Source organism: Flavobacterium sp. J27, from assembly GCF_004303025.1.
Classification (GTDB): Bacteria; Bacteroidota; Bacteroidia; order Flavobacteriales; family Flavobacteriaceae; genus Flavobacterium.
In genome coordinates this window covers 27,923-52,829 of the sequence record NZ_PJQW01000017.1, presented here as the reverse complement: position 1 = coordinate 52,829, position 24,907 = coordinate 27,923, and the positions used below count along the sequence as shown (strand labels likewise).

Here is a 24,907-nt window from a genome sequence, read left to right as displayed (position 1 = left end):
TAAAAACATATAATATGCATATCGACAAACAAATTCTAGACAAAGCAAATGAATGGTTAACGCCTACATTTGACACCAAAACAAAAGAAGAAATTGAAACAATGATGACTAGTGCTCCTAAAGAGTTAGAGGATTCGTTTTATAAAAATTTAGAATTTGGTACCGGTGGTATGCGTGGTGTAATGGGAGTAGGCACCAATAGAATTAACAAATATACCTTAGGAAAAAACACACAAGGCTTAAGTAATTACCTTAAGAAAGTTTTTGCAGGTGAAGCGCTTAAAGTAGCGATTGCCTATGATTGTCGTCATAATAGCAACACACTCGCTAAAGTGGTGGCAGATGTTTTCTCTGCAAATGGAATTCAGGTCTATTTATTCTCTGACTTAAGACCTACTCCCGAATTATCTTTTACTGTACGTTATTTAAACTGTCATGCAGGAATTGTTTTAACAGCTTCTCATAATCCACCAGAATATAACGGTTATAAAGTGTATTGGCAAGATGGGGGTCAACTAGTTCCTCCTCAAGATGGTGAAATTATTGATATCATTGAAAACCTACAATATAGCGATGTTCTTTTTGAAGCAAACGAATCGTTAATTGAATATATTGATCAAGAAATTGACGAAGCATTTTGCCAATCTACTCTTGAAAATGCAAGTTTTAACACACCACAAACGGCCAAAGACCAATTAAAAATTGTATATACATCTTTACATGGCACCTCTATTAAAGCAATTCCAAATGTGTTAGAAAAAGCGGGCTATACAGATGTTAATATTGTAGCGGAACAAGCGGTTCCAGATGGTAATTTTCCAACCGTAAAATCTCCAAATCCTGAAGAACCAGAAGCGCTAACTATGGCAATGGCTTTAGCAGATAAAATTAATGCTGATATTGTTGTAGGAACCGATCCTGATAGTGACCGTTTAGGAGTGGCTGTTCGTGATTTAGAAGGTAATTTAAAGTTGTTGAACGGAAACCAAACCATGGTTATTATGACTGCCTTTTTGTTAGAACAATGGAAAAGAGCTGACAAGATTACAGGAAATGAGTTTATTGGCTCGACTATTGTATCGACTCCAATGATGCTAGAATTAGCTTCTGAATATGGGGTAGAATGCAAAGTAGGTTTAACTGGGTTTAAATGGATTGCTAAATTTATCAAAGATTTTCCAAACCAGCAATTTATTGGAGGTGGTGAAGAGAGTTTTGGATATATGGTAGGTGATGCCGTAAGAGATAAAGATGCTGTTGCTGCCATTTTACTCGTTTGTGAAATTGCTGCACAAGCAAAAGCTGCTGGAAGTTCTATATTTAAAGAATTAATAAACTTGTCTTTAGATTATGGCTTTTATAAAGAATACCTTATTTCTATTACTAAAAAAGGAATTGAAGGCGCTCATGAAATTAAACAAATGATGATTGATTTACGTGAAAATCCTTTGAAAGAAATTAACGGGCAACGTGTGGTTTGCATTGAAGATTACCAAAGTTCGAAAGCATTAGATTTAATGAGTAATGAAACCTATGAGATTACCATTCCTAAATCGAATGTATTGATTTATTATTTAGAAGATGGAACTAAAATATGTGCACGACCAAGTGGTACTGAACCTAAAATTAAATTTTATTTTAGTGTCAATACTATCTTAGAATCAATTGAAGCCTATAATAATACAGAAGCATTTTTAGATCAAAAAATTAAAAATATTATAACAGAAATGAATCTTATCTAATGGATGAAAATTTAAAAAAAATAATTCCTTTTGCTTTAAAATACAAGAAAAATGCAGTTTTAAACATTATATTCAATACCTGTTACGCCTTTTTCTCAACCATTTTAATGGTTAGTTTAATCCCTACATTAGATGTATTATTCAAACAATCAGAAACGGTATTAGTAAAGCCTGAGTTTAAAGGTATAGGCAGTTTAAAAAATTATTGCCAAGATTATTTAGGGTATTATTTAACAGCTATTTCCGAAGAAAGAGGCTTAGAATATTCCTTATTATTAGTGGTTTCAATAGTAATTGTAACCGCCTTGTTTAAGAATTTATTCAACTACTTAGCCTCTTATCAAATTACTATTTTACGCTTGGGCGTTTTAAAAGATTTAAGAGAAAAATTATACCATAAAATTATCCACTTACCTATTTCTCATTATTCAAATACTAGAAAAGGTGATATTATGGCTCGTATGCTAGGAGATGTTTCTGAAGTACAAGCTTCTTTCTTTCAAATTTTGGAATTAATTGTTAGAGAACCTTTAACAATCCTTTTTTCAATAGTAGCCATGTTATTAATTAGTGCCAAACTAACGCTTTTCGTATTCATATTTATTCCTATTTCTGGATTAATTATTTCAAGAATTGGAAAAAATTTAAAATCGAAATCACTTAAAGTACAGCAAGAACAAGGCGTTTTCATTTCCATTTTAGACGAAACCTTAACGGGACTTAAAGTGGTTAAAAGTTATAATGCAGAAGATGCTTTCGTCAAAAGATTTACAGGATCTTTATGGCGTTTATTAAGATTAAATACCAGTATCTTTAATAAAAACAATTTAGCGTCTCCTTTAAGTGAATTTTTAGGCATTGTAACGATTGCTGCTTTATTATTATACGGAGGACATTTAGTATTAGTTGAAGAATCATTAGACAGTACTTCTTTTATTGGTTACATTGCTTTAGCTTACACTATTTTAACACCTGCAAAGGCCATTTCAAAATCTTTTTATCAAGTAAAAACGGGTTTGGCAGCGGCAGAAAGAGTGTTTATTTTAATGGAACAAGAAAATAACTTAACCAATAAAGACGGAGCATTTGAAAAAAACACTTTCGATATCGGAATCGAAATTCAAAACATCAGTTTTGCTTACCAAGATGAACCTGTATTAAACAATTTCTCATTGCATATTCCAAAAGGGAAAACCGTTGCTCTTGTGGGCCAATCTGGAAGTGGAAAAAGTACTATTGCCAATTTACTGACTCGTTTTTATGATATTCAGGAAGGTAATATTCAAATTGATGGTGTAGATGTACGAGACTGGAACATGCATTCGTTACGCGATTTAATAGGTTTAGTAACCCAAGATTCTATTCTATTTAATGACACGATTAAAAACAACTTATTAATTGGAAAACCAGAAGCTACTGAAGAGGAGCTCATTACTGCTTTAAAGATTGCCAATGCCTATGAATTTGTTAAAGATTTACCAGATGGAATTAACACAAATATTGGAGAATCTGGAAGTAATTTATCGGGCGGACAAAAGCAGCGCTTATCAATTGCTAGAGCGGTTATAAAAAACCCTCCTATTATGATTTTAGACGAAGCTACCTCAGCCTTAGATACAGAAAGCGAAAAATTAGTACAAATTGCCTTAGAAAACATGATGCAAAATAGAACTTCTGTAGTTATTGCACACCGTTTATCGACAATTCAAAAAGCAGATACTATTGTGGTAATGCAAAAAGGACAAATTGTAGAACAAGGTACTCATACCGAACTTTTAGCCAAAGATGGTATGTATGCTAAACTTGTATTGATGCAGTCTTTTGAATAGATTTCATCCATAAATTTAATTTACAGCGAATTGAAAAGTTAAATACTTAAAAATATATTTCAAAAATCATTACTTTTGAGAGTCTTGTTTTTAAAGTATGTATGTAACGAGTGCAGATATTAAGTTAACCAATAATGATCAAGTAATTATTTGGAAATATTTGGATTTATCCAAGTTTTTAGACATGTTGTTATCCCAAAAATTGTTCATGTCTCGATCTGATAAATTTGAAGATCAATATGAAGGTACTTTTTCAGAACCTACTTTTGAAGAAATTAAAAAAATTGCAGCAAACAATCCGAAGTTTTTAGATTACTATAAATCGCATCGTGAGAAAGTCGTAGTAAGTAGTTGGCATGCTAATGAATACGAATCGTTTGCTATGTGGCAAATTTTTACAAAAAACAACGAAGGCTTAGCCATTCAATCTACGATTGGAAGATTAAAAAAAGCGTTAGAGGTAGAAAAACATTTTCAACAATTTATAGGAGAAGTAAATTATATAGACTACAAAAAAGAATACATTCCTTTTGAGGATACCTTTTTTCCTTTTTTATTCAAGCGTAAAAGTTTTCAATACGAGCGGGAAATTAGAGTAATTTCTGATGTAAGTCATGCTAAAATTTCGATTAACGATGGTTTAAAAATAGAGGTTATTATTAATGAGTTAATTGAAAAAATTTACATTCATCCAAAAAGTGAAAATTGGTATAAAAACTTAGTCGTTCAAATGGTAAAAAAATTAGGATACGAAATTGCCATTGAAAAATCAGATTTAGAGAGCGATATCTTAATTTAAAACTTTATTGAATTAAATCTTTGGCTTTATCCCAAATTTTACTTCCCTCTTCTTGTATTTTAGTAGCGTTTTCTTCCAGATATTTCATATCCTTTACCTCTTGAATCTTTTCATTGCACTTTTTAAAATTTTCAATCATTAGCAAAACTTCTTTTTGATCTTGGATGTTACTTTCATTGAGTATTTTTTCCCAATCCATTTTTGATAGTTGATCGGTTACATAAGAAATTACAATTTTACTAATGAATGCTTTATCGTAAACTGTATTTATCCATTCTCCTTGTTTTCTGTTTTCAAGGTAACGAATGGTTTCTTCAATTTGTTCTTTATCATTTTTAGAGAGCAAAGAACTGTTTTTTAACTTTTTTAAAGCTACAATAGCTTTTTGATTATTTTCTCTTTTAATACTAACGTAGGCATCAATACTCCAAGACAATTCGTTATTTAAGCCTAATGTATTACAATCTTCTAAAAAAACTTCAAAATCATCTAACCCTCTTTCTTCATCTATGTCTCTTTCCATAGAAAGTCTATCTATTCCTCGAAGTAAATAATTTAGAGAATGAAAAGCTATATAATTTTGTTCTTTATCAAAATTATTCCAACCAAAAAGAGTTTGTATTAACTGTAAATCAACTTTTTGATTCGTATTCAACCAATCGATATTTTTAGTAGCTTCATTTTCAGAAAGATAATACAAGCTTTTTTCCATGAAAATAAGACCTCTATAATATTGAAAAATCATTTTAAAACCAGCATCTTCTATGTTTTCTGGATTTATTTTCGAAGATTCATACAAGGTTATTGATTTACCAAAACTTTTACTTATTACGCCAATAATTCCTAAAAAAGCATGCTCATACGTTTCGATTTTTTTCTTTTCATCTCCAGCTAGCAATTTTTGTTTGGTCATTTTTTCTTCAGAATTAGTATACTGCATTGCCTCTATAAGTGTTGGAAAAACATCCTCATCTGTTTTATCTATCACTTTTTTTAAATCTAAATAATCTTTGTAAATAGAAGCCATTTCAAGAAAAGAAATATTCTCTGTATCAACGTCTTTTAATGTATTTGACAAATCATTTAATTTATCTTTAAACGGAAGGAATTCACTAGGATAGTTTTCCATTGGAACTGACGAACGCATTGCTATTTTTAAAAATTTATATTTAGCAATCTCATCTGTTTTTAAACATTCTTCTAGATTTGATTTGTCTTTTTGTAATAACTCTAAATCTGTTTTCTCCTTTTTACAGGAACAAATTATTAAACAGATAAAGAAAATGAATCGTTTGTTATTCATTTTCTCGCTGTTTTTCTATTTTGTCTTCCAATTCTTGTTTGGGTTCATATCCAATTGTAAGAAATTCTAATGCACCACTAGCGGTATATGTTAATTCATAGTATTGTAAACCTCCCTCTTTACATTCGGTTCCTGTTGCACGATAATCTCCTCCAAAAGTATCGGTTGTATTTCCTGAATCGTTTACTCCGTCTATATCTTGGTCAACATAACCAAACTTACTTGAAAACGGTAAATTTTCTCTATATCTATTTATTTCGTCAACTTTCATCCCTGCACCTACTGGAAAACCATGTAAATCAACATAACCATTATATACCGTAAGAGGGTAAACATAATTTTTAGGATCTGCTTTTTCTTTTAATCTAGTTTCATTCTCTTTTAGAAATTCTTCATCCCAATCATCTCTATTGAAAGGCTGCCAATCTTTAGCATAATTCAACAGCCCTTCTTTTCCTTCTGGGCTATCTAGTTTCACAAAATAAATATAAACTGCTGCTACATTTCCTTTTTTTTCACCTTGCCAATCATCAACACCAATACCTAAAGAATCCCAAACCTGAGTTAAATCTGTTTTTCTACTTGGTTTACCTAATACTTTTTCCCATGTAGTAAGTGGCATACCTAATTCTAACCGTTCGCCCTTGTAAAAAATTCCACAACGTTCTACTTTTATAGATGCGTTAGTAATATCTTTATCCTTATTTTTCATGTTTTGACATTGTATGTTTAAAATGGTTAATAATAATAAGAGGAGTACAATTTTTATCCTATGTATCATTTTGTATTCTTTTTAAAATAATCCATTACTTCTTTTATTCTTTGCATGCTAGCTTTATTAATTTCTTGAATTTCAACATGTGCATGCTCAAAAATTGTAGCATACTTTAAGCGATCTATTATTGCTTGATTATTTTTATTGTTTTTCCAATCTAAAATAATTTTATTTAATTCAGGATGAATCTTTTCAGGATGAACAAAATAGGTATCTGCAATATAATTGGCCAATTGGTCTCCATTCCAACCTTGATTAAATTTGGTTCCAATGTCTTTAACTGCTGTTTTTGCTAATGATGCAGCCAATTTATTTAATGGATGTGAATAGGAATCTTTGGCTAATTGCGAATGTGAAGGGCAATTCCCATAATTTGAATTCAAATGTGATTGCGCTTCTGGAATTACCTTGTCAAAGGATCCTAAAATTACATTGATTACTACTTTTGGAAAATAGCCCATGGCTTGAGCTAAATAGTTAGTTGACATTGAAAAAGTTTCGGCCATTCTTGCACCTAATTTTTCAGGAAAATCAGTTGAAAACCAGTGTAATCCATCTGCTTTTTTATATTCCGCAGCTATAAAATCTTGAAAGTTCAAATAATCTTCAAACCAGCTCAACCAAGTAGAAAACTCAACTCCTAAATAAGTGCTATTTGTTTTTGCCGTATCACTTTTTTGTCCATTAGCAAAATCTTGAAGTGTTTTTAAAATTAACATTTCAGCTAAGGTTCTATGCTTTGGCACCCTTCTTTTATATTCTTTAAATTTAGGATCAAATAATAAATCACTAATCTTTGGGCCTACACTAGCAATGGTGTCATCTGCTAAAAATGTACCGCTCACTACAGGCAATTGACTCCAAGCTTTTCCCTTATAATCTTGAATCCATGGATAAACATCTGCTCCATGCATTCTTAAAGCTATCTCTGTAAAATTAGTATGAGCAAAATAATCTTCTAAAACGTGTAATGCTGCACCAAGACATCTAAATCCTTCTTTTGTTTTCCCATAATTACATGCTGCTCGAATTTGCTCTTTTACATAAGTAACGGTCGCTGGTCTTTCTGGAAAATCTCTCCAGAAAAAGTTAGACATATTTCTGGTGGAATCTATTAGCCAAGATTGTTGATTATCACCTGCATATAACGTTTTTTGTTGTCCATTGTAATTGAAGGCTATAATTTCACCTTTGTCGTCTTTAATTTGTGATTCATCTTCTAATCCTTTAGGATTATCTATATGCTCTTCTGGTCTATAAATTCCTAAAATATCTTTATTTAAGGCACCAAAATGTGTATCAAAAGTTTTCTTTAAATCATTATAATTATCGATAGGCTCTTTGCCTCCATGTTTTGAAGCATCATAAACAAATTCTTTTATGGCTAAGATTTCTATTAAATTGACCCATCCTTGATGTGACAATTTCATTGGCGAAGCTTCTTCAACAACCTTATTCTTTTGTGTTTGTATAGCGAAATTTGTACTTCGTACTGTTAAGCCAACGATTACCTGTGAAAAATCGCGCAACCAATTTCCATAATAAATTTGATTAACTTGATTGGCATCAAATAAATCTCTAGAAACTAATGATTCAAACTCAATATCACCATGAGCATAAGCAGCATTCGTATTTGTTTTTCTATTTCTTCCGGCACCAAAATTAGAAATATCCTCACCAGGAATTTCGTCATATTGCTGGGTTTCGTTTACATAAGTTGTTATTTTTTCATGCAGTTTAGAAAAATCTACTACTAAATCCCCTGAATAAGCAGGTATTTCTGTTGTAGCATAAGTGAGTGTACTTTCATTAAAAATATCAAATTTGAATAACTGATAAGAAAATTTGGCTCCTTCATCGATGACATCGTTGTCTTCTTTTCCATTGGTAGCATAATCTGTTCGTAAAAGATTATCAATATGGTGTCCAAATTCTTCCACTAATGCAGCTAAAAGCATGGCAGAAGTGTCGTTGTTAGTTACTGCTTCTTCAATAATTTTTTCGTAAACAATAATTTTTCTTTGCTTATTACTATACCCTGCATCATGTCCGTTAACTGGTATTTTTGAAACAATAATTTCAGGATTCTTTACTTTTTTATCGCATAAATCTTTATATAATTTACTCAAAGCGCTAACTTCAATATCGTTACCAAAAACTTCCAACATAAAAAAAATAAACGGCATTTCGGCTAAATCCTCTGCCAAGGATGTTAATTGATCTAAAGCATAAGTACTTTCTAAGGTATAAACTTTATTTTCAAGCACCTTAACATTTGGGATTTCAGGTTCTCCAAAAACAACACCTTGATTTGAAGTAATATTTATTTTCTTTCCGGCATTAATTACAATATTTCCAGAGGCATAATATATTTCGTTTCCACCTGTTTTTTCTGTAATTGTACCCTTTACTATTCTTGTTCTAGTCATAATTGAAAAAATTTAAAAGGGGCAGTTTTTTAAAAAATTATCTAAATAGGCATGTATTCTTCAACTTCCCATTGATCTGCTAACAAATTGATAAAATGATAATGTACTTTATCGTTCTTATCAAATGCGCCATTCTTATTAATATCTTCAATACATCTGAAGTAAAGTCTGTTTTGAACTTCAATAATATTCCAATCGATAAGTTCTTGAAGTGGTTCAGATAATTTGGTAAAACCAGAGCCATCAATAGTACTAATATACAATGATTTAATATCGTTTTGATTTACTTTACCATCTTTATTGGTATCCGAATCTACCAAAATATAAACTAAAATTTGTTTTTTAGACTTTTCAGCTATGGTATTCAAATATGTTACTGTTTGAATTTGAATGGTTTTATCTGTTAAGGGTTTTACAGTTGTAGAATCGATATGTTGAAATTTAAGATTTTCAAAATACCCTGTTAATTCAAAACGATTGTAGTTAGAAATAGCATAACTTACTTGATTGGTCTTACTAGAACCATATACTTTGCTATAATCATCATAAACCCGAATATCTCCTACTGGATGAATAAGAAATTTTGTTCCTTCCATTAAGATGGGCAAATCGGCTATTTTTATAGAAGACGAATCTACTTTTTTAGGTTCTATAGCTTCTTTAGCTTCTTCATAAATAACTTTAGGTGTTTGTTTTTCTTGTTTGCAACTTATTAAAAAGGCAATACTTAAAAAGAAAAGGTATTTTGTTAAGCTGTTCATTGTTTGAATTTTGTTTATTGTTAAAATCTAACTTTATTTGGTTTTTAAGAAGAAAAATTAGTTGTATACTTCAAAGTGTATAGTCAAATATAGTGATTTTTACTACTAGTTACATTACATGCGAGCGATTAATTTTACATTAAAAACCCTTGTGGTAAGGTAATTAGGCACACCATATTGCGATTTAGTATATACATCTCTCACCCAAGTATTGGTAATGGCATTTTGGTTGTTAAACAAATTAAAGATTTCTAAACCAAGAGAAAAATCAGTAAAAGGCTGTAACCATTTTTTATCTGATTTAATGGATTCATCTTTAAAAACATAAGAAAAACCAACATCTGCTCTTCTGTAATCTTTTAATCGCAATTGGAAATCGTATGGATCTGCATAAGATGGAGAACCACCTGGCAGACCTGTATTGTACACTAAATTAAGATATACTTTAAAATTAGGAATATTGGGCATATAATCTTGAAACAATAAGCCAAATTTTAATCTTTGATCAGTAGGCCTAGAAATATAGCCTCTATCATTTTGATTTTCTTCCGTTTTTAAATATCCAAAACTAAACCAAGATTCAGTTCCTGGAACAAATTCACCATTTAAACGGGTATCAAAGCCATATGCATAAGCTTCTGCTTCATTGTTAGCACGATACCGTATTCTAACATTATCAATAGTATACGTATTTACATCAGTAATCTTTTTATAATACGCTTCACTAACCAATTTAAAAGGTCTGTCTCCCAACTTAAAACTATAATCATTACTGACTACAAAATGGAATGATTTCTGAGCATTTACATTGGGTTGTACTACACCATTATAATCTCTTAATTCTCTGTAAAACGGTGGTTGATTATACATTCCTCCTGAAACACGAAACAACATGTCTTTTTCCCAGTCGGGCTTAATAGCAAATTGAATTCTTGGAGAAAAAGAAAACTGACTTTTACCTTCTTCTATATTCCTACCTGTAACTTGCCATTGATGCCCTCTTACACCTACATTTAACCAATATTTATGTGTACCAATTTCCCCTTTATAGTTCCATTGTGCATATCCTGAAACTCGATTAATAGTAGTATAATTTGTTGCCCTAATATTTCTGTAAGGTGCCAAGGGACCAACATAAGGATTATAAGGCTGGTCGTTTTGGTAATCTAATATTGGTGCAGGTAGAGAAAATCCTGCTGAATCAATAACTTCCCATTCTACTATTCGATCTCTAATATCTTCTTTTGTATACTTAATTCCCCATTCTATTTGCGTTTTCTCATTTACTTCATGAAATCCTTTCGTTTCAGCATTAAAAATCAAAGCGTCTAAATCATTTCTAGCATGATTTAATTGAGAACCAATACCTCTAGAATAAACCACATTTCCAAATGTTTCAGAACCTATATTAGAATCAACTTCTCCCAAACGATACTGTGCTAAAATATCATAATACTCTTGTTCTTGCGTATGATAAGTTGACACAATAAACTTTAATTTGTTATTAGCATTGTATTGGTAAACCGATTTTAAAGCACCAAATAAAGTAAGATATTTATCTTTTTCTTGGCCTTGATAATAGATTAATAAAGCAATAGGGTCGCTAACTGTGCCAAAATTGGTCTGACGAGTTAGTGGCTCATAATTGTATTTATTTTGAGATATATTTCCTAAAAAACTCCAACTCCATTTAGTAGATGCATTGAAATTAACTAAGGTTTGAACATCTGCAAAAGAAGGTCTAAAATTAGTTTCAGTTTCTTTACTATTCACAAGTAAGCTATTATCTCTATAACGAATTCCAGTAATATTACTCCATTTCTGATTTTTTGAAACACCTTCCACTGTTAAGCTTCCTCCCATTAAACTTGCTTCTAAACTAGCTCCAAATTGTTTTGGATTACGATAGGTAATATCTAAAACAGAAGACAACTTATCGCCATATTTAGCTTGAAAACCTCCTGCCGAAAAATCAACATTTTCAACCATATTGGTATTGGTAAAACTCAATCCTTCTTGCTGTCCTGAACGAATTAAAAATGGGCGATATACTTCTATTTCATTGACATATACTAAATTTTCATCATAATTCCCACCTCTTACCGCATAAGAGGTACTTAATTCATTGTTAGAATAGACACCAGGAAGTGTTTTAAGCACATTCTCTATACCTGCATTAGCTCCTGGTATAGTCCTTATCACCACAGGATCTATAGTGGTAACTCCTTCTACTCTTTTTTTACCAATTCCAGTAACGGTAATTGGACCTATTTGGTTTACTCTATCATTTAAAACAGGATAAAATTCAAAATCTTCATTTTTCTTTAATGTAGTAATAATAGTAGCACTTTTAAAGGATACGTGAGAAAAAACGATTGTAATTTCCTTTCCTGCTGGAACTTCTAAAGAATAGAAACCATTTTTATTAGTCTCTGTTCCTTTTCCATCAACACTTACCGTTACGTTTTCTATAGGATTATTAAATTCATCTAAAATAACTCCTTTAATTCTTGCCGTTTGAGCTAAAAGAAATTGCCCTAAAAAGCAAAAAAAGACTAAAAAAATTCGTTTTTTCAATTATTCCAACTTTAATTATTCATAAAAAAATGCGACTCAAAGGTAGCTGAATTTTGCATATTATCGGTTACCACAACTTTAAAATCATTTTTACCTTTTACATACTTATTATCACTTAACGTATGAATTAGCTTTTTAGTCTTATAGTCGTATTCCATTAATATCCATTCGCCGTTTAAGTAGGCATTATAGGTATCAATTCCAGATAGATTATCCGCAATAGAAACGCTTAAGGTTTTTTGATTTTTTAAATCCTTTCCTTCAACAAAATTCACATTATAAATTCTTGGGGCAATAGTATCTTGAGCTAGTTTAAAAGTATCTAAATCTCTCACTCTTGTTGAAAAAGTAGTTCCTTTTCTATAGGTTTTATTGTAATATAATTTGTATCCTTCTACTGAAGCGATAAACGTTTTATCTAAAAGATGCGCTGGAATACCTTCCACATCACTAAAAGTTACTGTAATATTTTTTTGGATAGGAATGTTTTTTTCTGAAAAGCTCAATATACCATCCTTTACTTCGAAATTAAACTTAAAATCATCGTAAAAAGCATTCTCAGGCACATAAACAGATACATTTTCTTTTGTGAAATTATTTTCAACTTTAGATCGCATAGTGTATGTTTTTTCATCAGTATCTTTTAGAATAGTCGCCTTTTGATTTTCATATTCAATAGGAATAATAATTGTAGTCATATTTCCATGATAATCAAAAATTTCAATTTTATAGGTATAATTAGTATTTACTTGCGTATTAATAATACCATTATTTTTAGTGGATTTAATAACTGACAAAGGATATGATGTTATGTGAAACAAACGTTGTACCCGTTGGTTCATTTCTTTGTAACGTTCATAATCAATTAAATTGTTTATATATCTTGATTCATCAAATGAAAAACTTTCAAAATCATATTGATAATACAAAACACCATTTAAATAAGCGTTAACTTTATATAATCCATTTTTATTATACGGATTGGTGCAATAATCATAGGCATTAATTCCAAAACCAATTTTACCATTTGTAGTCACTTTTGAAGCCAAATAGGTTCCATCGGCTTGTTTATTGAAAGAAATAGCAATCGGTTTCTGCGATTTATTTACAACTGCAGTATCTATTGGATAAGCCACAATTCCTTGTAGAAAAGGATTTCTTTTGTCGGAAACATATTTGGTAAACCCAAAATGTAACGGGTTAACCACTTTTTCAGTTCTAGAATCTCTAAATTCAAAATGCAAATGCGGACCTCCACTTCCACCTGAATTCCCTGAAAAAGCAATAATATCTTTCTGTTTCACTGGTAACTCCGATGCACTTGGAAACATTTCTACTTCAAAAGATTTTTGAGCATACTGTTTCTTTTTTATGTAATCTTCAATAGGGCCATTGGCTTCTCTTAAATGGCCATAAACCGACACATAACCGTTTGGATGTGTCACGTAGATGGCTTTTCCGTAACCGTAAGTCGAAATTTTAATCCTAGAAACATAACCGTCTGCTACTGCATATACTGGTAATCCTTCTTTTTTATTGGTTTTAATATCTAATCCTGAATGAAAATGATTAGAACGTAATTCACCAAAAGAGCCAGACAAATCAATAGGAATATCTAATGGTGAAATAAATTGATTGGGATAATTTGTTTTTGTTTGCCCAAAAAGTGTGGCTGATAACAATAGGAAAATAATAAATCTCATGTGCGTATAGTATATTTAGGCTAAAATAATAAAAATTCATATACATTTTAGATAAAAAAAATGCTTTTTATAAGTGATTAACAATCAATTTGTTAAAAAAAAAATAACAGAAATTATAATTTTTTACAAAAAGTATTGTTATTATTCAATAGTAATGCTAATTTTGTAGCAATAGAAATGAATTTTATCATTGATGAATGGATTATCTGAACTAATTGATTCTCTTGAAATTAAATTTTTCAAGCTCAACCAAAAGTTGATACAACTTGAGAAAACGAATAAAGAGCTATTAGAAAAAATTAAGGTTTCTGAAGATATTCAAGAACAACAAGCTGTTGAAATAGCTGAATTAAAAGATAATGTTGAAAATTTGAAGATGGTAAATTCATTATTAGGCAGTGAAGAAAACAAGAGAGAAACGAAACTCAAAATAAATTCATTAATTCGAGAAATTGATTATTGCATAGCACAACTTTCTGATTAGAGAGGTATGAGTGAAAAATTAAAAATTAAAATATCGATTGCAGACCGTGTATACCCTCTAACCATAGAGGAATCACAAGAAGAAGGTCTAAGAAAAGCTTCTAAAAAAATCGATACTATGATTAAAGAATTTGAACAAAACTATGCAGTGAGAGACAAACAAGATGTTTTGGCTATGTGTGCTTTACAATTTGCAGCACAAACGGAGCAAAAACAAATTGATTCCTCTCAAGAAAATGAAATTGCCCTGAATCGATTAAGGAATTTAGATAAAAAATTGAGTGATTTACTCTATAAATAAAACGTTCTTACATACAAACAAAGATACTGCCTACATTAGTATATATTTGATAAACTCAACACTAACAAATTAAAATGAGTGAATCTTCATAGCTATTGCAAGCCCTTCAGTGGGAAGCATGAAATATGAGTTAGCTCAAAACTTGTCTTTACGAGTTTATACAAACACCTAATGTAGGCTTTTTTTATATAATTTATTTAACAAACTATGGACATACTAAGTATAATAATTGGAATCATCGCAGGTCTTGCTATAGGATTTGGAATTGCTAAGTTTCTTGAGAAAAGCAATGTATCAAATCTTATCAAAAATGCTAAAAAAGAAGCGGGTTCCATTTTAAAAGATGCTAAAACGGAAGCAGAATCACTTAAAAAAGATAAAATACTTCAAGCCAAAGAAAAGTTTTTGGAATTGAAAGCAGAACACGAACAAGTAATCTTATCAAGAGATAAGAAAATGGCTGAAGCTGAAAAAAGAACGAGAGATAAAGAATCTCAAATTTCTAATGAGTTAGCAAAAGGTAAAAAAGCAAATGACGATTTGGAAAGAAAAATTGCCGACTACGATTCTAAAGTTGAATTTCTAGAAAAAAAACAACAAGAGATCGACAAATTACACAAAAGCCAAGTAGAACAACTAGAAGTAATCTCTGGTCTATCTGCCGATGAAGCAAAAAATCAATTAGTAGAAAGTTTAAGAGCTGAAGCCAAAACAAATGCGATGTCTTTCATTCAAGATACTATGGAAGAGGCAAAATTAACGGCTCAGCAAGAAGCTAAAAAAATAATCATTAGTACTATCCAAAGAGTTGGAACTGAAGAAGCGGTAGAAAACTGTGTTTCTGTTTTTAATATTGAATCTGACGATGTAAAAGGTAGAATTATTGGTCGTGAAGGTAGAAATATTAGAGCCTTAGAATCAGCTACTGGTGTCGAAATTATTGTTGACGATACTCCAGAAGCTATCATATTATCTTGTTTCGATCCAGTAAGAAGGGAAATTGCTCGTTTAGCTTTACATAAATTAGTAACTGACGGTCGTATTCACCCTGCAAGGATTGAAGAAGTTGTAGCTAAAACACAAAAACAAATTGAAGAAGAAATTATCGAAGTTGGAAAACGTACAGTTATTGATTTAGGTATTCACGGTTTACATCCAGAATTAATAAAAATTGTAGGTAGAATGAAATACCGTTCTTCTTACGGACAAAACTTATTACAACACTCTAGAGAAGTTGCAAACCTTTGTGGTATAATGGCTGCAGAATTAGGATTAAATGTAAAACTTGCTAAAAGGGCTGGTTTACTTCACGATATAGGAAAAGTTCCTGATACTGAAAGTGAGCTTCCACATGCTATTTTAGGTATGCAATGGGCTGAGAAATACGGTGAGAAAGAAGAAGTATGTAATGCTATTGGAGCACACCACGATGAAATAGAAATGAAATACTTAATTTCTCCTATTATTCAAGTTTGTGATGCTATTTCTGGAGCAAGACCAGGAGCAAGAAGACAAGTATTAGATTCATACATTCAACGATTAAAAGATTTAGAAGACATTGCTTTTGGTTTTAACGGAGTAAAAAATGCTTATGCTATTCAAGCAGGTAGAGAACTTCGTGTAATTGTAGAAAGTGAAAAAGTTACAGATGAAATGGCTTCTAATTTATCGTTTGAAATTTCGCAAAAAATTCAAACAGAAATGACTTATCCAGGGCAAGTAAAAATAACCGTAATTAGAGAAACAAGATCTGTAAATATTGCAAAATAATACTTCAGAGAATTATAATTAGCAAGCGCTTTTCAAATTGAAAAGCGCTTTTTTTATATAACCTCAATTCATTAAAAAATACTTTTGGCATGATTTTTTCGTTTATTTAAAGTATAAACACAAAATAAATGTATATGAAAAAAGTCATTTTAGCTTGCTTTACTCTTTTGTTAGTAAACGCAATTTTTGGTCAAAATGGAAATTCAGAAAGTTTCGGAATTAAAGGGGGGCTAAATTACTCTACAGTTACTAAAGGAGATTTCAATGAAGGTGCAGATCCAAGAACGAGTTATTATATTGGTTTTTTTGGCGAAGTTCCCATAGTTCGCAATGTATTATCATTACAGCCAGAAATTATTTATTCTAGACAAGGTTTTGAAAATAATTACACCACAATCTTAGGTAGCACTTACACACAAGAATACCGAATAGATTACATTAATTTACCTATTTTAGCCAAGATTCATATTGGAAGTGTCTTTTCAATAGAAGCTGGCCCACAATTTGGTTTTAAAATCAATGAAAAAATTAAAACCAATGATAATGCTACCGTAAACAATGATGTTAATAGTTTTGATACTGCTTTAGCAGGTGGCGTTTCTTTTAATATTGATAATTTCCTCATTTCTGCTAGATACACCTACAGTTTAAAAGAGGTAATAAAAGATACCGACTCTAAAAATTCCGTTTTCCAACTCGGTGTTGGTTTTAGATTCTAAACATAAAAAAAGCATTACAATTGTAATGCTTTTTTTATGTTCTGGGATGATAGTTTTGCAACACTTCTGCCAAAAACTTTCTATCTAAATGCATATATACTTCTGTCGTGGTAATAGATTCGTGACCTAACATCAACTGAATCGATCGCAAATCGGCTCCATTTTCTAATAAATGTGTCGCAAATGAATGCCTAAATGTATGCGGACTAATTACTTTATTCAAATTAATTTTAACTGCTAAATCTTTAATAATAGTAAAAATCATCGCTCTAGTTAACTGCTTCCCTCTTCGGTTTAAAAATAAAGTATCTTCATATCCTTTTTGAACTTGTACTTGATTTCGAATTTGATTTTTATAAATAGCAATATATTTTTCAGTTGTTGTTCCTATGGGTACAAAACGTTGTTTATTTCCTTTCCCTGTAATTTTAATAAAACCTTCTTCAAAAAACAAATCAGAAACTTTCAGATTCACTAATTCAGAAACTCGCAAACCACAACTATATAATGTTTCTAAAATAGTCCTATTTCGTTCCCCTTCTAATGTTGACAAATCTATCGCATGAATTAAAGCGTCTATTTCAGCAACTGAAAGCGTGTCAGGCAGTTTTCTACCCGTTTTAGGCACTTCAATAAGCTCCATAGGGGTATCTTGCCTATAATCTTCAAAAACTAAATAATTAAAAAAGCTTTTTAATCCAGAAATAATCCTTGACTGACTTCTCGCATTTACTTTAGAAGCAATATCATAGATAAATTGCTGAATCGTTTCTTCTGTAATGGTAACAGGCGATTCGCTATTTTGATGTTGATCAAGAAATAACATTAGTTTTTCTATATCAAAAGAATAATTTTCAATAGTATTTTCTGAAAGTCCTCGCTCTAATTTTAAATAAAGTTGGTATTCTTTTATATAGGTTTTCCAAACACTCATAAGCCAAAAGTATCAAAATATTTTGATAAAAAAAATCCCGCATTTGCGAGATTTTTTAAGATAGATATACATTCTATTTAAAAATGCAAAGTTAAATTTAAAGAGAACACCCCTACTCCTACATTAGTTGTATTATCTAAATCACCAAAAGCAAATGAAAAGCTTTTATCTCCTTCAACTGTTTCAGCATCAGCAGTACCTAATTTTGTAGTTGTTTCTGAAGCACCATTTAAAGCAAAACCTACTCTATAAGTATATTGTGCTCCAATAGCAAATTTTGGAAAAATAAAATATTCAGCACCTATAAACCCTTGGATACCTACTCCTAAATCTAATCCAGATTTTTCCTCAACACTACTTACAAAATCGCCAGTTTCTGTATCAGTAATGGTTACTTCTTCATTGCTAAAAGCAGTAGTTAACAAAACGTCTGCTCCATAAAAACCTTGTAAACGTGTATTTCCTTTTCTCCATTCTTTACCTAAACCTGCTGCTAAAGCAAAATCATTGTTTTTGGTTTCTACAGTTGTTCCTGCATCTGGACCAGTAACAATTGGTGAGGTATTATTTTGAGTTCCAAAACCTAAATTAGCCACTACTCTATATGCTTTTTTGTCAGAAACAAACATTTTCCCTACAAATGTATTGGTTCTTACATGACTAACTTTAGGAGCATTATTTCTACTGGTTGAACCACTAAATGCATTTCCTACATACTCAAAAATCCCATCAGCATTAAAACTGATAGCCCAATCATCCATTTGAGGCAAATAATGCTCCCCTTTACTGGAAAGAATTGGGTTCACTAAAATCTCATCTTCTTGAGCATTTGCAATAATAAAACTGCAAAATGCTACCACAGAAAGTAATACTTTTTTCATTTTGTTTATTTTAAATTTTGTTGATGCAAAACTATAAAAAAAACTTTACGAATACTAGTACAATTCAAAAGACAACTTTTGTTTAAAATAAAAAATCTCGAAGTGTATTCGAGATTTTTTATTTTTTAACTATAATTTAAAAACACCGCCTACATTAAAAGCCCCATACATGTTTTTAATTGTATAATAGCTTTTTTTAGGTACTTCTGACAAACCTGTCATTCCTTGATAATCTATTAAAACACTAATTTTTTCGTTTACTTCTATTTTGCAACCAATTCCATAAGCCAACCCTAATTGGGTACTGTTTGCTCGATTTTTTATATCGCTACCATTTCCTTTGGCAGAATTTAAAAACCCAAAATTTGGTCCAAAATTTAAATTCCATTTTCTTGTTGAACCAAAATGCCAGTTTGCATTTACAGGAATGGTTACATAGTTTAATTTCTCCGTGTAATAAGGAGTTACTTCCGATCCCATAGTTTGAAAAAGCAAGCCACTTCTTAAACTCCATCTGTCATTAAAAAAGAAATCAAAATCTGCGCCAAAATTAACACTAGAAAGACTAGAGTTATTTAATCTTTCTTCTCCATAATAATTAGACGTAGCAAAACCTATGAGAGGCGTTAATTCTACATCATTTTTACTTCTGTGTTGTGCATTAATAAAGCCAACCACAAAAAGTACCATAACCAAAAAATGTTTTTTCATGTAAATCGTATATAAAAATTTGAGGCTGCAAAACTATTTATTAATTTGATTATTACAAGTACTTTTGTAAGAAAAAAAGAAACTACTATAAACAAAAAAATCCTCGACTTTGTCGAGGATTTCATTTATAAAAATTGGTTACAAATTAGAATTTGTAGTTAACTCCAAAAGTTACAGCTCTCCAATCTCCACCGAAACCAAATGTATTTGTTTTTTCAGCTCCATTTCCACCATTATCATTAGATGTGAAACCTAAAACTGCGATACCAGCTTCAATTGAAAAATTAGAAGATACGAAATAGTTTAAACCAGCACCTACATTTACACCAAATTCTTTTACATCAGCATCAACTGCAGTGAAATCTTCTGGATCAAATTCATATTTGTATCCAGTATAATTTGCTGCTAATTCAGCAAATAATGAGAATTTACTAGCTGGTGTAAAATAGTAACGACCAAAAGCACCAACACCGAAACCACTATTAGTAGCATCAGCAGCACCATTGTCAAGCTTGTTAGAAATATAACCTACTGATAAACCAGCAGCAATATTATCAGTTACAAAGTAACCAACTTTAGGAGCGATTTCAAAAGAATTTTCTTTAAAATCTCCAGTTTTGCTGCTTCCAAATGATACAGCTCCTGAAATAAAAACATCTCCTTGAGAAAAACCACCATTTGATTCTTCTTCCTGAGCACTAGCAAAGCTAAATGCAAAAACTGCAACAGCAGCAAATAATAATTTTTTCATTTTTAATAAATTTTTAAAAAATTTGTGAAGGCAAAGCTAGAGAATAATTGGGTTCTGGCAAGAAAAAAAGTATTAAAAAAAACATAAAAAACGTAAGTATCTAACTATCAAACAAAAAAAAATCCCGTATATTACGGGATTTTAATTTTTTCTATAAAAAGATTAGAATTTGTATGCTACAGCAAACGCAAAATTACTGTTTTTAATACTATCATCTCCTTCTTTATTCACATCACTAAGACCAAAACCATATCTTAATCCTAAATTAATGTTTTCAGTTACATCGTAACCTGCACCAACATTAAGACCAAAATCTGTAGAATTAACATAATCTTTAAAATCGACATCGCCTCCATCCGATTTTGCTTTTGCAGATAACAAGAAGCCTATTTGTGGCCCTGCTTCTAAACTAAACCCTTCTGTTACATAATATTTCGCCATAACAGGGATGTTTAAATAATCTAAGTTTAAAGAAGGATCTCCAGCACCATCATATTTTGTTCCTTGAGCTGAATACAATAATTCTGGTTGAATAGCAAATTTATCAGAAATACCTATTTCTGCAAAACCTCCAACTTGAAAACCAACTTTCATTGAAGTGTCATCATCTCCTGTAAGAGTAGATAAATTTAAACCCGCTTTTGCACCAAACTTCACTTCTTGTGCGTTAGTTACACCAAACGCTAACACTGCAGCAGCAGCAAAAAATAATTTTTTCATTGTTATTAAATTTTAGTTATTATAACAAATTTATACTTTTTTTTAAAAGAAAATCACAAAAGCAATCCCTTTATTAACATTTTTTTTAACATATTTTATATGAAGCACTGTATATCAGTCAATTAAAAAAACGCAACTCATTAAAAAACAGGAAAAATAAACATTTTTTAACACTAATTTTATTATGTATTTCCTTCATAATGAACTATCAAACTCTAAAATTAGAAATTAAAGGAGGCTTAAACTATGCCAATATAACTGGCACTTCTATTCAAACAGATGCAATTACTAGTTATCACACTGGTTTATTGGGAGTTATCAAAACAAACAATAAATTTGCTGTTCAACGAGAAGCTTCACATGAAAATGCTACTCAAGAATTTAAAAATAAATTAGGTTATTTATCATTACCAGTTTTTGTAAAAATAGGACTCAGTAAAAGTTTATCATTACAACTTGGACCACAAGCTTCTTTTTTATTGAGTAAAAAAACGAATTCAATTTAAACGATTATAATTCTTTTGAATTTTCTATAGATGGAGGTTTAGGCATCGATATTACAAATCATATATTTGTTGAAGCAAGATATATTTTAAGTCTAAGCGAAATAGCGAACGACACTAAAATTAAAAATAGTGTTTTCTAATTTTCCGCAGGAATTTTATTCTAAAAATCATAAACTTTTTATAAAACCATTCTTCTAACGAATGGTTTTTTTATTTTTACTCAAAATCTAAAACAGATATGAAAATAGCAATACTTAATGGCCCCAATCTCAATTTGTTAGGAAAGAGAGAACCTGAAATTTATGGTAATTTAACTTTTGAAGACTATCTTACTTCTTTAAAAAGTAAATTTTCCGAAATTTCTTTCACTTATTTTCAAAGCAATATCGAAGGCGAACTAATAGACCAGCTTCATGCAGTAGGATTTTCATATGATGGTATTATTTTAAATGCTGGCGCCTACACACATACCTCTATTGGTCTTGGAGATGCTATTAAAGGCATTACCACTCCAGTTATTGAAGTTCACATTTCTAATACTTTTTCTAGAGAAGATTTTAGACATCAATCGTATATTTCTCCAAATGCTAAAGGTGTTATTATTGGTTTTGGATTAAAAAGTTATGAATTAGCCGTTCATTCTTTTTTATAATTCATACAACCATTTTTTAAACAAAAGCGTCTATTGAATAAACCCATAACAACAATGAAAAATTTATTTACGCTAGTATTTATTTTAACTAGTAGCTTTATTTTAGCCCAAATCAAAGGAACTGTAACAGATAGTAATGGTAATGCACTACCCTATGTAAACATTTATATCGAAAACACTTATATGGGCACTACAACTAATGAAAATGGTAAGTACGAATTGAATGTAAACACTTCTAAAAACGTAACTTTATTATTTCAATATCTAGGATATAAAACACAAAAACATGTATTAAATATTACACAATCTCCTTTTGTTTATGATGTTACATTACAAGAAGAAGATTTTCAATTGAATGAGGTAGTCGTACAAAATGGCATTAATCCGGCTGATGAAATTATCAAAAAAGCTATTGCTAATAAAAAAATAAATGCTGACAAAACCGATAAATTTGAAGCTGATTTTTATTCCAGAGGAATTTTTAGAGTAAAAGATATTCCTGAAAAATTTATGGGAGTTGAAGTTGGTGATTTAGACGGAAGTCTAGATTCTACAAGAAGTGGTGTTATCTATTTATCGGAAACTGTTTCTAAAATAAAGTTTGAAAAACCAAATAACCTAAAAGAAGAAATTATTGCTTCAAAAATAGCTGGAAATGATAATGGTTTCAGTTACAATACCGCATTGAATACCAATTATGATTTCTATGAAAACTATGTCGATTTTGGTATTAACATGATTTCTCCAATTGCAGATAATGCCTTTAATTATTATCGATATAAATTAGAAAGCACCTTCTATGATGATAAAAAACAATTGATTAATAAAATTAATGTTACACCAAAAAGAGATAAAGAACCCGTTTTTGAGGGTTACATCTACATTGTTGAAGACACTTGGGCTATTTATGGTATCGATTTGGATATTAAAGGATATCGCATGCAACAGCCTATTTTGGAAACCATGAAATTAATTCAAAATTTCAGCTACAACAAAGAGGAAAAACTTTGGGTAAAAAATGTACAATCGTTAGATTTTGATGCTGGTATTTTTGGAATGAAGTTTACGGGAAAATTTACCCATGTTTTTAGCAATTACCACTTTAAAGAAAGCTTTGAAAAAAAGACTTTTGGCAAGGAAATAGTGACTTTTGCTGAAAACGCAAACAAAAAAGAAGATTCTTATTGGCAATCCAATAGACCCGTTCCATTAACAGAGGAAGAAGTCACTAATTATACTAAAAAAGACAGCATTCAAATTGTAAGAAAATCGCAAACCTATTTAGATTCTATCGATGCCAAATCCAACAAATTCAAACCGTTTGATGTAATTGGTGGCTATACTTATAAAAATTCATATAAAAACTGGAGCCTTTCTTATGAAGGTTTAGTTAATTTTACTTCCTCAGGTTTTAATACGGTGCAAGGTTATAATTTGGAAAGTGGTTTTTCTTTTCGAAAATGGAATGAAGAAACGGGTAAATTCACATCTCTTAGTTCCAAATTTAATTATGGATTTGCTGAAGACAGATTACGCGTTACGGGCCGTTATTATCACCGATTTAACAATAAAAATTATGCTAATCTATCGCTTTCAGGAGGTAGTACTGTAAGTCAATTTAATAGTAACGATCCTATTCCACACTTTGTAAACACAGTTAGTTCACTTTTCTTCAGAAACAACTTTATGAAATTGTACAATAAAGAGTTTGCTGAAATTAATTACGGACAAGAAGTGGTTAATGGTATTTTTGCCAATGCTAAAGTTTCCTATGAAAACAGACATGCGCTTTTTAACAACACGGATTATTCTGCAACTAAAAAAGAGGATATTTATACTTCAAACGACCCTTTAAATCCATTTAACTATACTTCTGGATTTGAAAAACATAGTTTGTATAAAGCTAGTATTTCTACACGAATTCGTTTTGGTCAAAAATATATCTCTAGACCAGACGGAAAAATAAATATTCAAAATGACAATTATCCAGTACTAAGTTTGGCATACGAAAAGACTTTTGGAGGTAGCGAATCTAATTATAATTATGATTTTGTAGCGGCTCGTATTGATTACAACAAAACATTTGGAAACAAAGGAGAATTTGACATTAACATAAGAGGTGGAAAATTCTTTAATGCAGAAGGCATTTCTTTTATAGATTACAAACACTTTAATGGAAACCAAACCCATGTAAATTTTAGAGGTAATTATACAAATGCTTTCAATTTATTGCCTTATTACACACATTCTACCAATGACTCGTATATAGAAACGCATGTACAACATAATTTTAAAGGATATATTATGAATAAAATTCCTTTAGTAAACAAATTACAATGGAATTTAGTAGGTGGTTTTCACCAAATTAATGTTCCTAATGTAAAACCATATCAAGAATTTAGTGTTGGTTTTGATAATATTGGTTTTGGCAAATTCCGATTTTTACGAATTGATTATGTGAGAGCCTATCAAAACGGTTTCCAAGGAGACGGAATTCTATTTGGATTACGTTTTTAATTATAAGTAATTATCCATAAAAAAATCCAAATTCAAAAAAATGA

At 30.6% G+C, this 24,907-nt stretch carries 20 protein-coding genes and 1 pseudogene; 10 read left to right on the top strand and 11 right to left on the bottom strand.

The genetic code is table 11. The features are described from left to right. Positions 1 to 14 precede the first annotated feature (14 nt). From CX675_RS18365 to CX675_RS18355, 3 genes are all read left to right on the top strand, one after another. On the top strand, positions 15 to 1,742 hold the full coding sequence (locus CX675_RS18365; protein WP_130736714.1) for a phospho-sugar mutase: 1,728 nt from the start codon (positions 15 to 17) through the stop codon (positions 1,740 to 1,742). After that, entirely contained in the window at positions 1,742 to 3,571 is a 1,830-nt protein-coding gene (locus CX675_RS18360) for an ABC transporter ATP-binding protein (protein WP_130736713.1), read from the top strand. The genes CX675_RS18365 and CX675_RS18360 overlap by 1 nt, the downstream gene beginning before the upstream one ends. A gap of 97 nt (positions 3,572 to 3,668) precedes the next feature. Next, positions 3,669 to 4,370, top strand: coding sequence for a hypothetical protein (locus tag CX675_RS18355; RefSeq protein ID WP_130736712.1), 702 nt, complete (start codon positions 3,669 to 3,671; stop codon positions 4,368 to 4,370). A 4-nt stretch (positions 4,371 to 4,374) separates the two neighbouring features. On the opposite strand, the gene CX675_RS18350 is transcribed toward CX675_RS18355, so the two are convergent. The 6 genes from CX675_RS18350 to CX675_RS18325 all read right to left on the bottom strand — a co-directional run bounded on the left by CX675_RS18350 (position 4,375) and on the right by CX675_RS18325 (position 13,918). Further along, entirely contained in the window at positions 4,375 to 5,673 is a 1,299-nt protein-coding gene (locus CX675_RS18350) for a short-chain dehydrogenase (protein WP_130736711.1), read from the bottom strand. Further along, the gene (locus tag CX675_RS18345) at positions 5,666 to 6,385 is read right to left on the bottom strand and encodes a hypothetical protein (protein ID WP_130736710.1); all 720 of its coding nucleotides are present in this window, start codon (positions 6,383 to 6,385) and stop codon (positions 5,666 to 5,668) included. The genes CX675_RS18350 and CX675_RS18345 overlap by 8 nt, the downstream gene beginning before the upstream one ends. 65 nt (positions 6,386 to 6,450) lie before the next feature. Beyond that, positions 6,451 to 8,877, bottom strand: coding sequence for an HET-C-related protein (locus CX675_RS18340; RefSeq protein ID WP_130736709.1), 2,427 nt, complete (start codon positions 8,875 to 8,877; stop codon positions 6,451 to 6,453). Positions 8,878 to 8,918: 41 nt separating this feature from the next. Next, positions 8,919 to 9,638 (bottom strand): hypothetical protein, encoded by a 720-nt coding sequence (locus tag CX675_RS18335; protein ID WP_130736708.1) that lies wholly within the window; start codon positions 9,636 to 9,638, stop codon positions 8,919 to 8,921. A 114-nt stretch (positions 9,639 to 9,752) separates the two neighbouring features. Beyond that, positions 9,753 to 12,215 (bottom strand): TonB-dependent receptor, encoded by a 2,463-nt coding sequence (locus CX675_RS18330; RefSeq protein WP_165396091.1) that lies wholly within the window; start codon positions 12,213 to 12,215, stop codon positions 9,753 to 9,755. An 11-nt stretch (positions 12,216 to 12,226) separates the two neighbouring features. Next, entirely contained in the window at positions 12,227 to 13,918 is a 1,692-nt protein-coding gene (locus tag CX675_RS18325) for a M23 family metallopeptidase (RefSeq protein ID WP_130736707.1), read from the bottom strand. A gap of 193 nt (positions 13,919 to 14,111) precedes the next feature. Between CX675_RS18325 and CX675_RS18320 the strand changes: the two genes are divergently transcribed. From CX675_RS18320 to CX675_RS18305, 4 genes are all read left to right on the top strand, one after another. Beyond that, the gene (locus tag CX675_RS18320) at positions 14,112 to 14,402 is read left to right on the top strand and encodes a hypothetical protein (RefSeq protein WP_130736706.1); all 291 of its coding nucleotides are present in this window, start codon (positions 14,112 to 14,114) and stop codon (positions 14,400 to 14,402) included. Positions 14,403 to 14,408: 6 nt separating this feature from the next. Next, on the top strand, positions 14,409 to 14,702 hold the full coding sequence (locus CX675_RS18315; protein ID WP_130736705.1) for a cell division protein ZapA: 294 nt from the start codon (positions 14,409 to 14,411) through the stop codon (positions 14,700 to 14,702). 207 nt (positions 14,703 to 14,909) lie between these two features. After that, entirely contained in the window at positions 14,910 to 16,472 is a 1,563-nt protein-coding gene (gene rny / locus CX675_RS18310) for a ribonuclease Y (RefSeq protein ID WP_130736704.1), read from the top strand. Between the two features lie 134 nt (positions 16,473 to 16,606). After that, a complete protein-coding gene (locus tag CX675_RS18305) occupies positions 16,607 to 17,191 on the top strand; it encodes a porin family protein (RefSeq protein WP_165396090.1) in 585 nt (194 codons plus the stop codon). A 34-nt stretch (positions 17,192 to 17,225) separates the two neighbouring features. Here the strand turns inward: CX675_RS18305 and xerD are convergent, their stop codons facing one another. The 5 genes from xerD to CX675_RS18280 form a co-directional block, all read right to left on the bottom strand. Next, positions 17,226 to 18,125: a site-specific tyrosine recombinase XerD gene (gene xerD / locus CX675_RS18300; protein ID WP_130736702.1), complete on the bottom strand. Its 900-nt coding sequence runs from the start codon at positions 18,123 to 18,125 to the stop codon at positions 17,226 to 17,228. A 77-nt stretch (positions 18,126 to 18,202) separates the two neighbouring features. Next, positions 18,203 to 19,006, bottom strand: a complete 804-nt coding sequence (locus CX675_RS18295; RefSeq protein WP_130736701.1) for a hypothetical protein — start codon at positions 19,004 to 19,006, stop codon at positions 18,203 to 18,205. Between the two features lie 129 nt (positions 19,007 to 19,135). Continuing rightward, positions 19,136 to 19,717, bottom strand: a complete 582-nt coding sequence (locus CX675_RS18290) for an outer membrane beta-barrel protein (RefSeq protein ID WP_130736700.1) — start codon at positions 19,715 to 19,717, stop codon at positions 19,136 to 19,138. Positions 19,718 to 19,862: 145 nt separating this feature from the next. Then, positions 19,863 to 20,468 (bottom strand): outer membrane protein, encoded by a 606-nt coding sequence (locus tag CX675_RS18285; RefSeq protein WP_130736699.1) that lies wholly within the window; start codon positions 20,466 to 20,468, stop codon positions 19,863 to 19,865. Between the two features lie 162 nt (positions 20,469 to 20,630). Further along, positions 20,631 to 21,188 carry a porin family protein gene (locus CX675_RS18280; RefSeq protein ID WP_130736698.1) on the bottom strand — a complete coding sequence of 186 codons (558 nt, stop codon included), beginning with the start codon at positions 21,186 to 21,188 and terminating at the stop codon, positions 20,631 to 20,633. Between the two features lie 200 nt (positions 21,189 to 21,388). Here CX675_RS18280 and CX675_RS18275 point away from each other — a divergent pair. The 3 genes and pseudogenes from CX675_RS18275 to CX675_RS18265 all read left to right on the top strand — a co-directional run bounded on the left by CX675_RS18275 (position 21,389) and on the right by CX675_RS18265 (position 24,863). Continuing rightward, positions 21,389 to 21,834, top strand: a pseudogene (locus CX675_RS18275) (porin family protein). Positions 21,835 to 21,932: 98 nt separating this feature from the next. Next, entirely contained in the window at positions 21,933 to 22,346 is a 414-nt protein-coding gene (gene aroQ / locus CX675_RS18270) for a type II 3-dehydroquinate dehydratase (protein WP_130736697.1), read from the top strand. 54 nt (positions 22,347 to 22,400) lie between these two features. Next, positions 22,401 to 24,863: a DUF5686 and carboxypeptidase regulatory-like domain-containing protein gene (locus CX675_RS18265; protein WP_130736696.1), complete on the top strand. Its 2,463-nt coding sequence runs from the start codon at positions 22,401 to 22,403 to the stop codon at positions 24,861 to 24,863. The last annotated feature ends 44 nt before the right edge of the window (positions 24,864 to 24,907 follow it).

What these genes read in the sequence shown, in the direction of transcription:
- CX675_RS18365 (WP_130736714.1), top strand. Translation starts at nt 15, where the DNA reads ATGCATATCGACAAACAAATTCTAGACAAAGCAAATGAATGGTTAACG.
- CX675_RS18360 (WP_130736713.1), top strand. Translation starts at nt 1,742, where the DNA reads ATGGATGAAAATTTAAAAAAAATAATTCCTTTTGCTTTAAAATACAAG.
- CX675_RS18355 (WP_130736712.1), top strand. Translation starts at nt 3,669, where the DNA reads ATGTATGTAACGAGTGCAGATATTAAGTTAACCAATAATGATCAAGTA.
- CX675_RS18350 (WP_130736711.1), bottom strand. Translation starts at nt 5,673, where the DNA reads ATGAATAACAAACGATTCATTTTCTTTATCTGTTTAATAATTTGTTCC.
- CX675_RS18345 (WP_130736710.1), bottom strand. Translation starts at nt 6,385, where the DNA reads ATGAAAAATAAGGATAAAGATATTACTAACGCATCTATAAAAGTAGAA.
- CX675_RS18340 (WP_130736709.1), bottom strand. Translation starts at nt 8,877, where the DNA reads ATGACTAGAACAAGAATAGTAAAGGGTACAATTACAGAAAAAACAGGT.
- CX675_RS18335 (WP_130736708.1), bottom strand. Translation starts at nt 9,638, where the DNA reads ATGAACAGCTTAACAAAATACCTTTTCTTTTTAAGTATTGCCTTTTTA.
- CX675_RS18325 (WP_130736707.1), bottom strand. Translation starts at nt 13,918, where the DNA reads ATGAGATTTATTATTTTCCTATTGTTATCAGCCACACTTTTTGGGCAA.
- CX675_RS18320 (WP_130736706.1), top strand. Translation starts at nt 14,112, where the DNA reads ATGAATGGATTATCTGAACTAATTGATTCTCTTGAAATTAAATTTTTC.
- CX675_RS18315 (WP_130736705.1), top strand. Translation starts at nt 14,409, where the DNA reads ATGAGTGAAAAATTAAAAATTAAAATATCGATTGCAGACCGTGTATAC.
- rny (WP_130736704.1), top strand. Translation starts at nt 14,910, where the DNA reads ATGGACATACTAAGTATAATAATTGGAATCATCGCAGGTCTTGCTATA.
- CX675_RS18305 (WP_165396090.1), top strand. Translation starts at nt 16,607, where the DNA reads ATGAAAAAAGTCATTTTAGCTTGCTTTACTCTTTTGTTAGTAAACGCA.
- xerD (WP_130736702.1), bottom strand. Translation starts at nt 18,125, where the DNA reads ATGAGTGTTTGGAAAACCTATATAAAAGAATACCAACTTTATTTAAAA.
- CX675_RS18295 (WP_130736701.1), bottom strand. Translation starts at nt 19,006, where the DNA reads ATGAAAAAAGTATTACTTTCTGTGGTAGCATTTTGCAGTTTTATTATT.
- CX675_RS18290 (WP_130736700.1), bottom strand. Translation starts at nt 19,717, where the DNA reads ATGAAAAAACATTTTTTGGTTATGGTACTTTTTGTGGTTGGCTTTATT.
- CX675_RS18285 (WP_130736699.1), bottom strand. Translation starts at nt 20,468, where the DNA reads ATGAAAAAATTATTATTTGCTGCTGTTGCAGTTTTTGCATTTAGCTTT.
- CX675_RS18280 (WP_130736698.1), bottom strand. Translation starts at nt 21,188, where the DNA reads ATGAAAAAATTATTTTTTGCTGCTGCTGCAGTGTTAGCGTTTGGTGTA.
- aroQ (WP_130736697.1), top strand. Translation starts at nt 21,933, where the DNA reads ATGAAAATAGCAATACTTAATGGCCCCAATCTCAATTTGTTAGGAAAG.
- CX675_RS18265 (WP_130736696.1), top strand. Translation starts at nt 22,401, where the DNA reads ATGAAAAATTTATTTACGCTAGTATTTATTTTAACTAGTAGCTTTATT.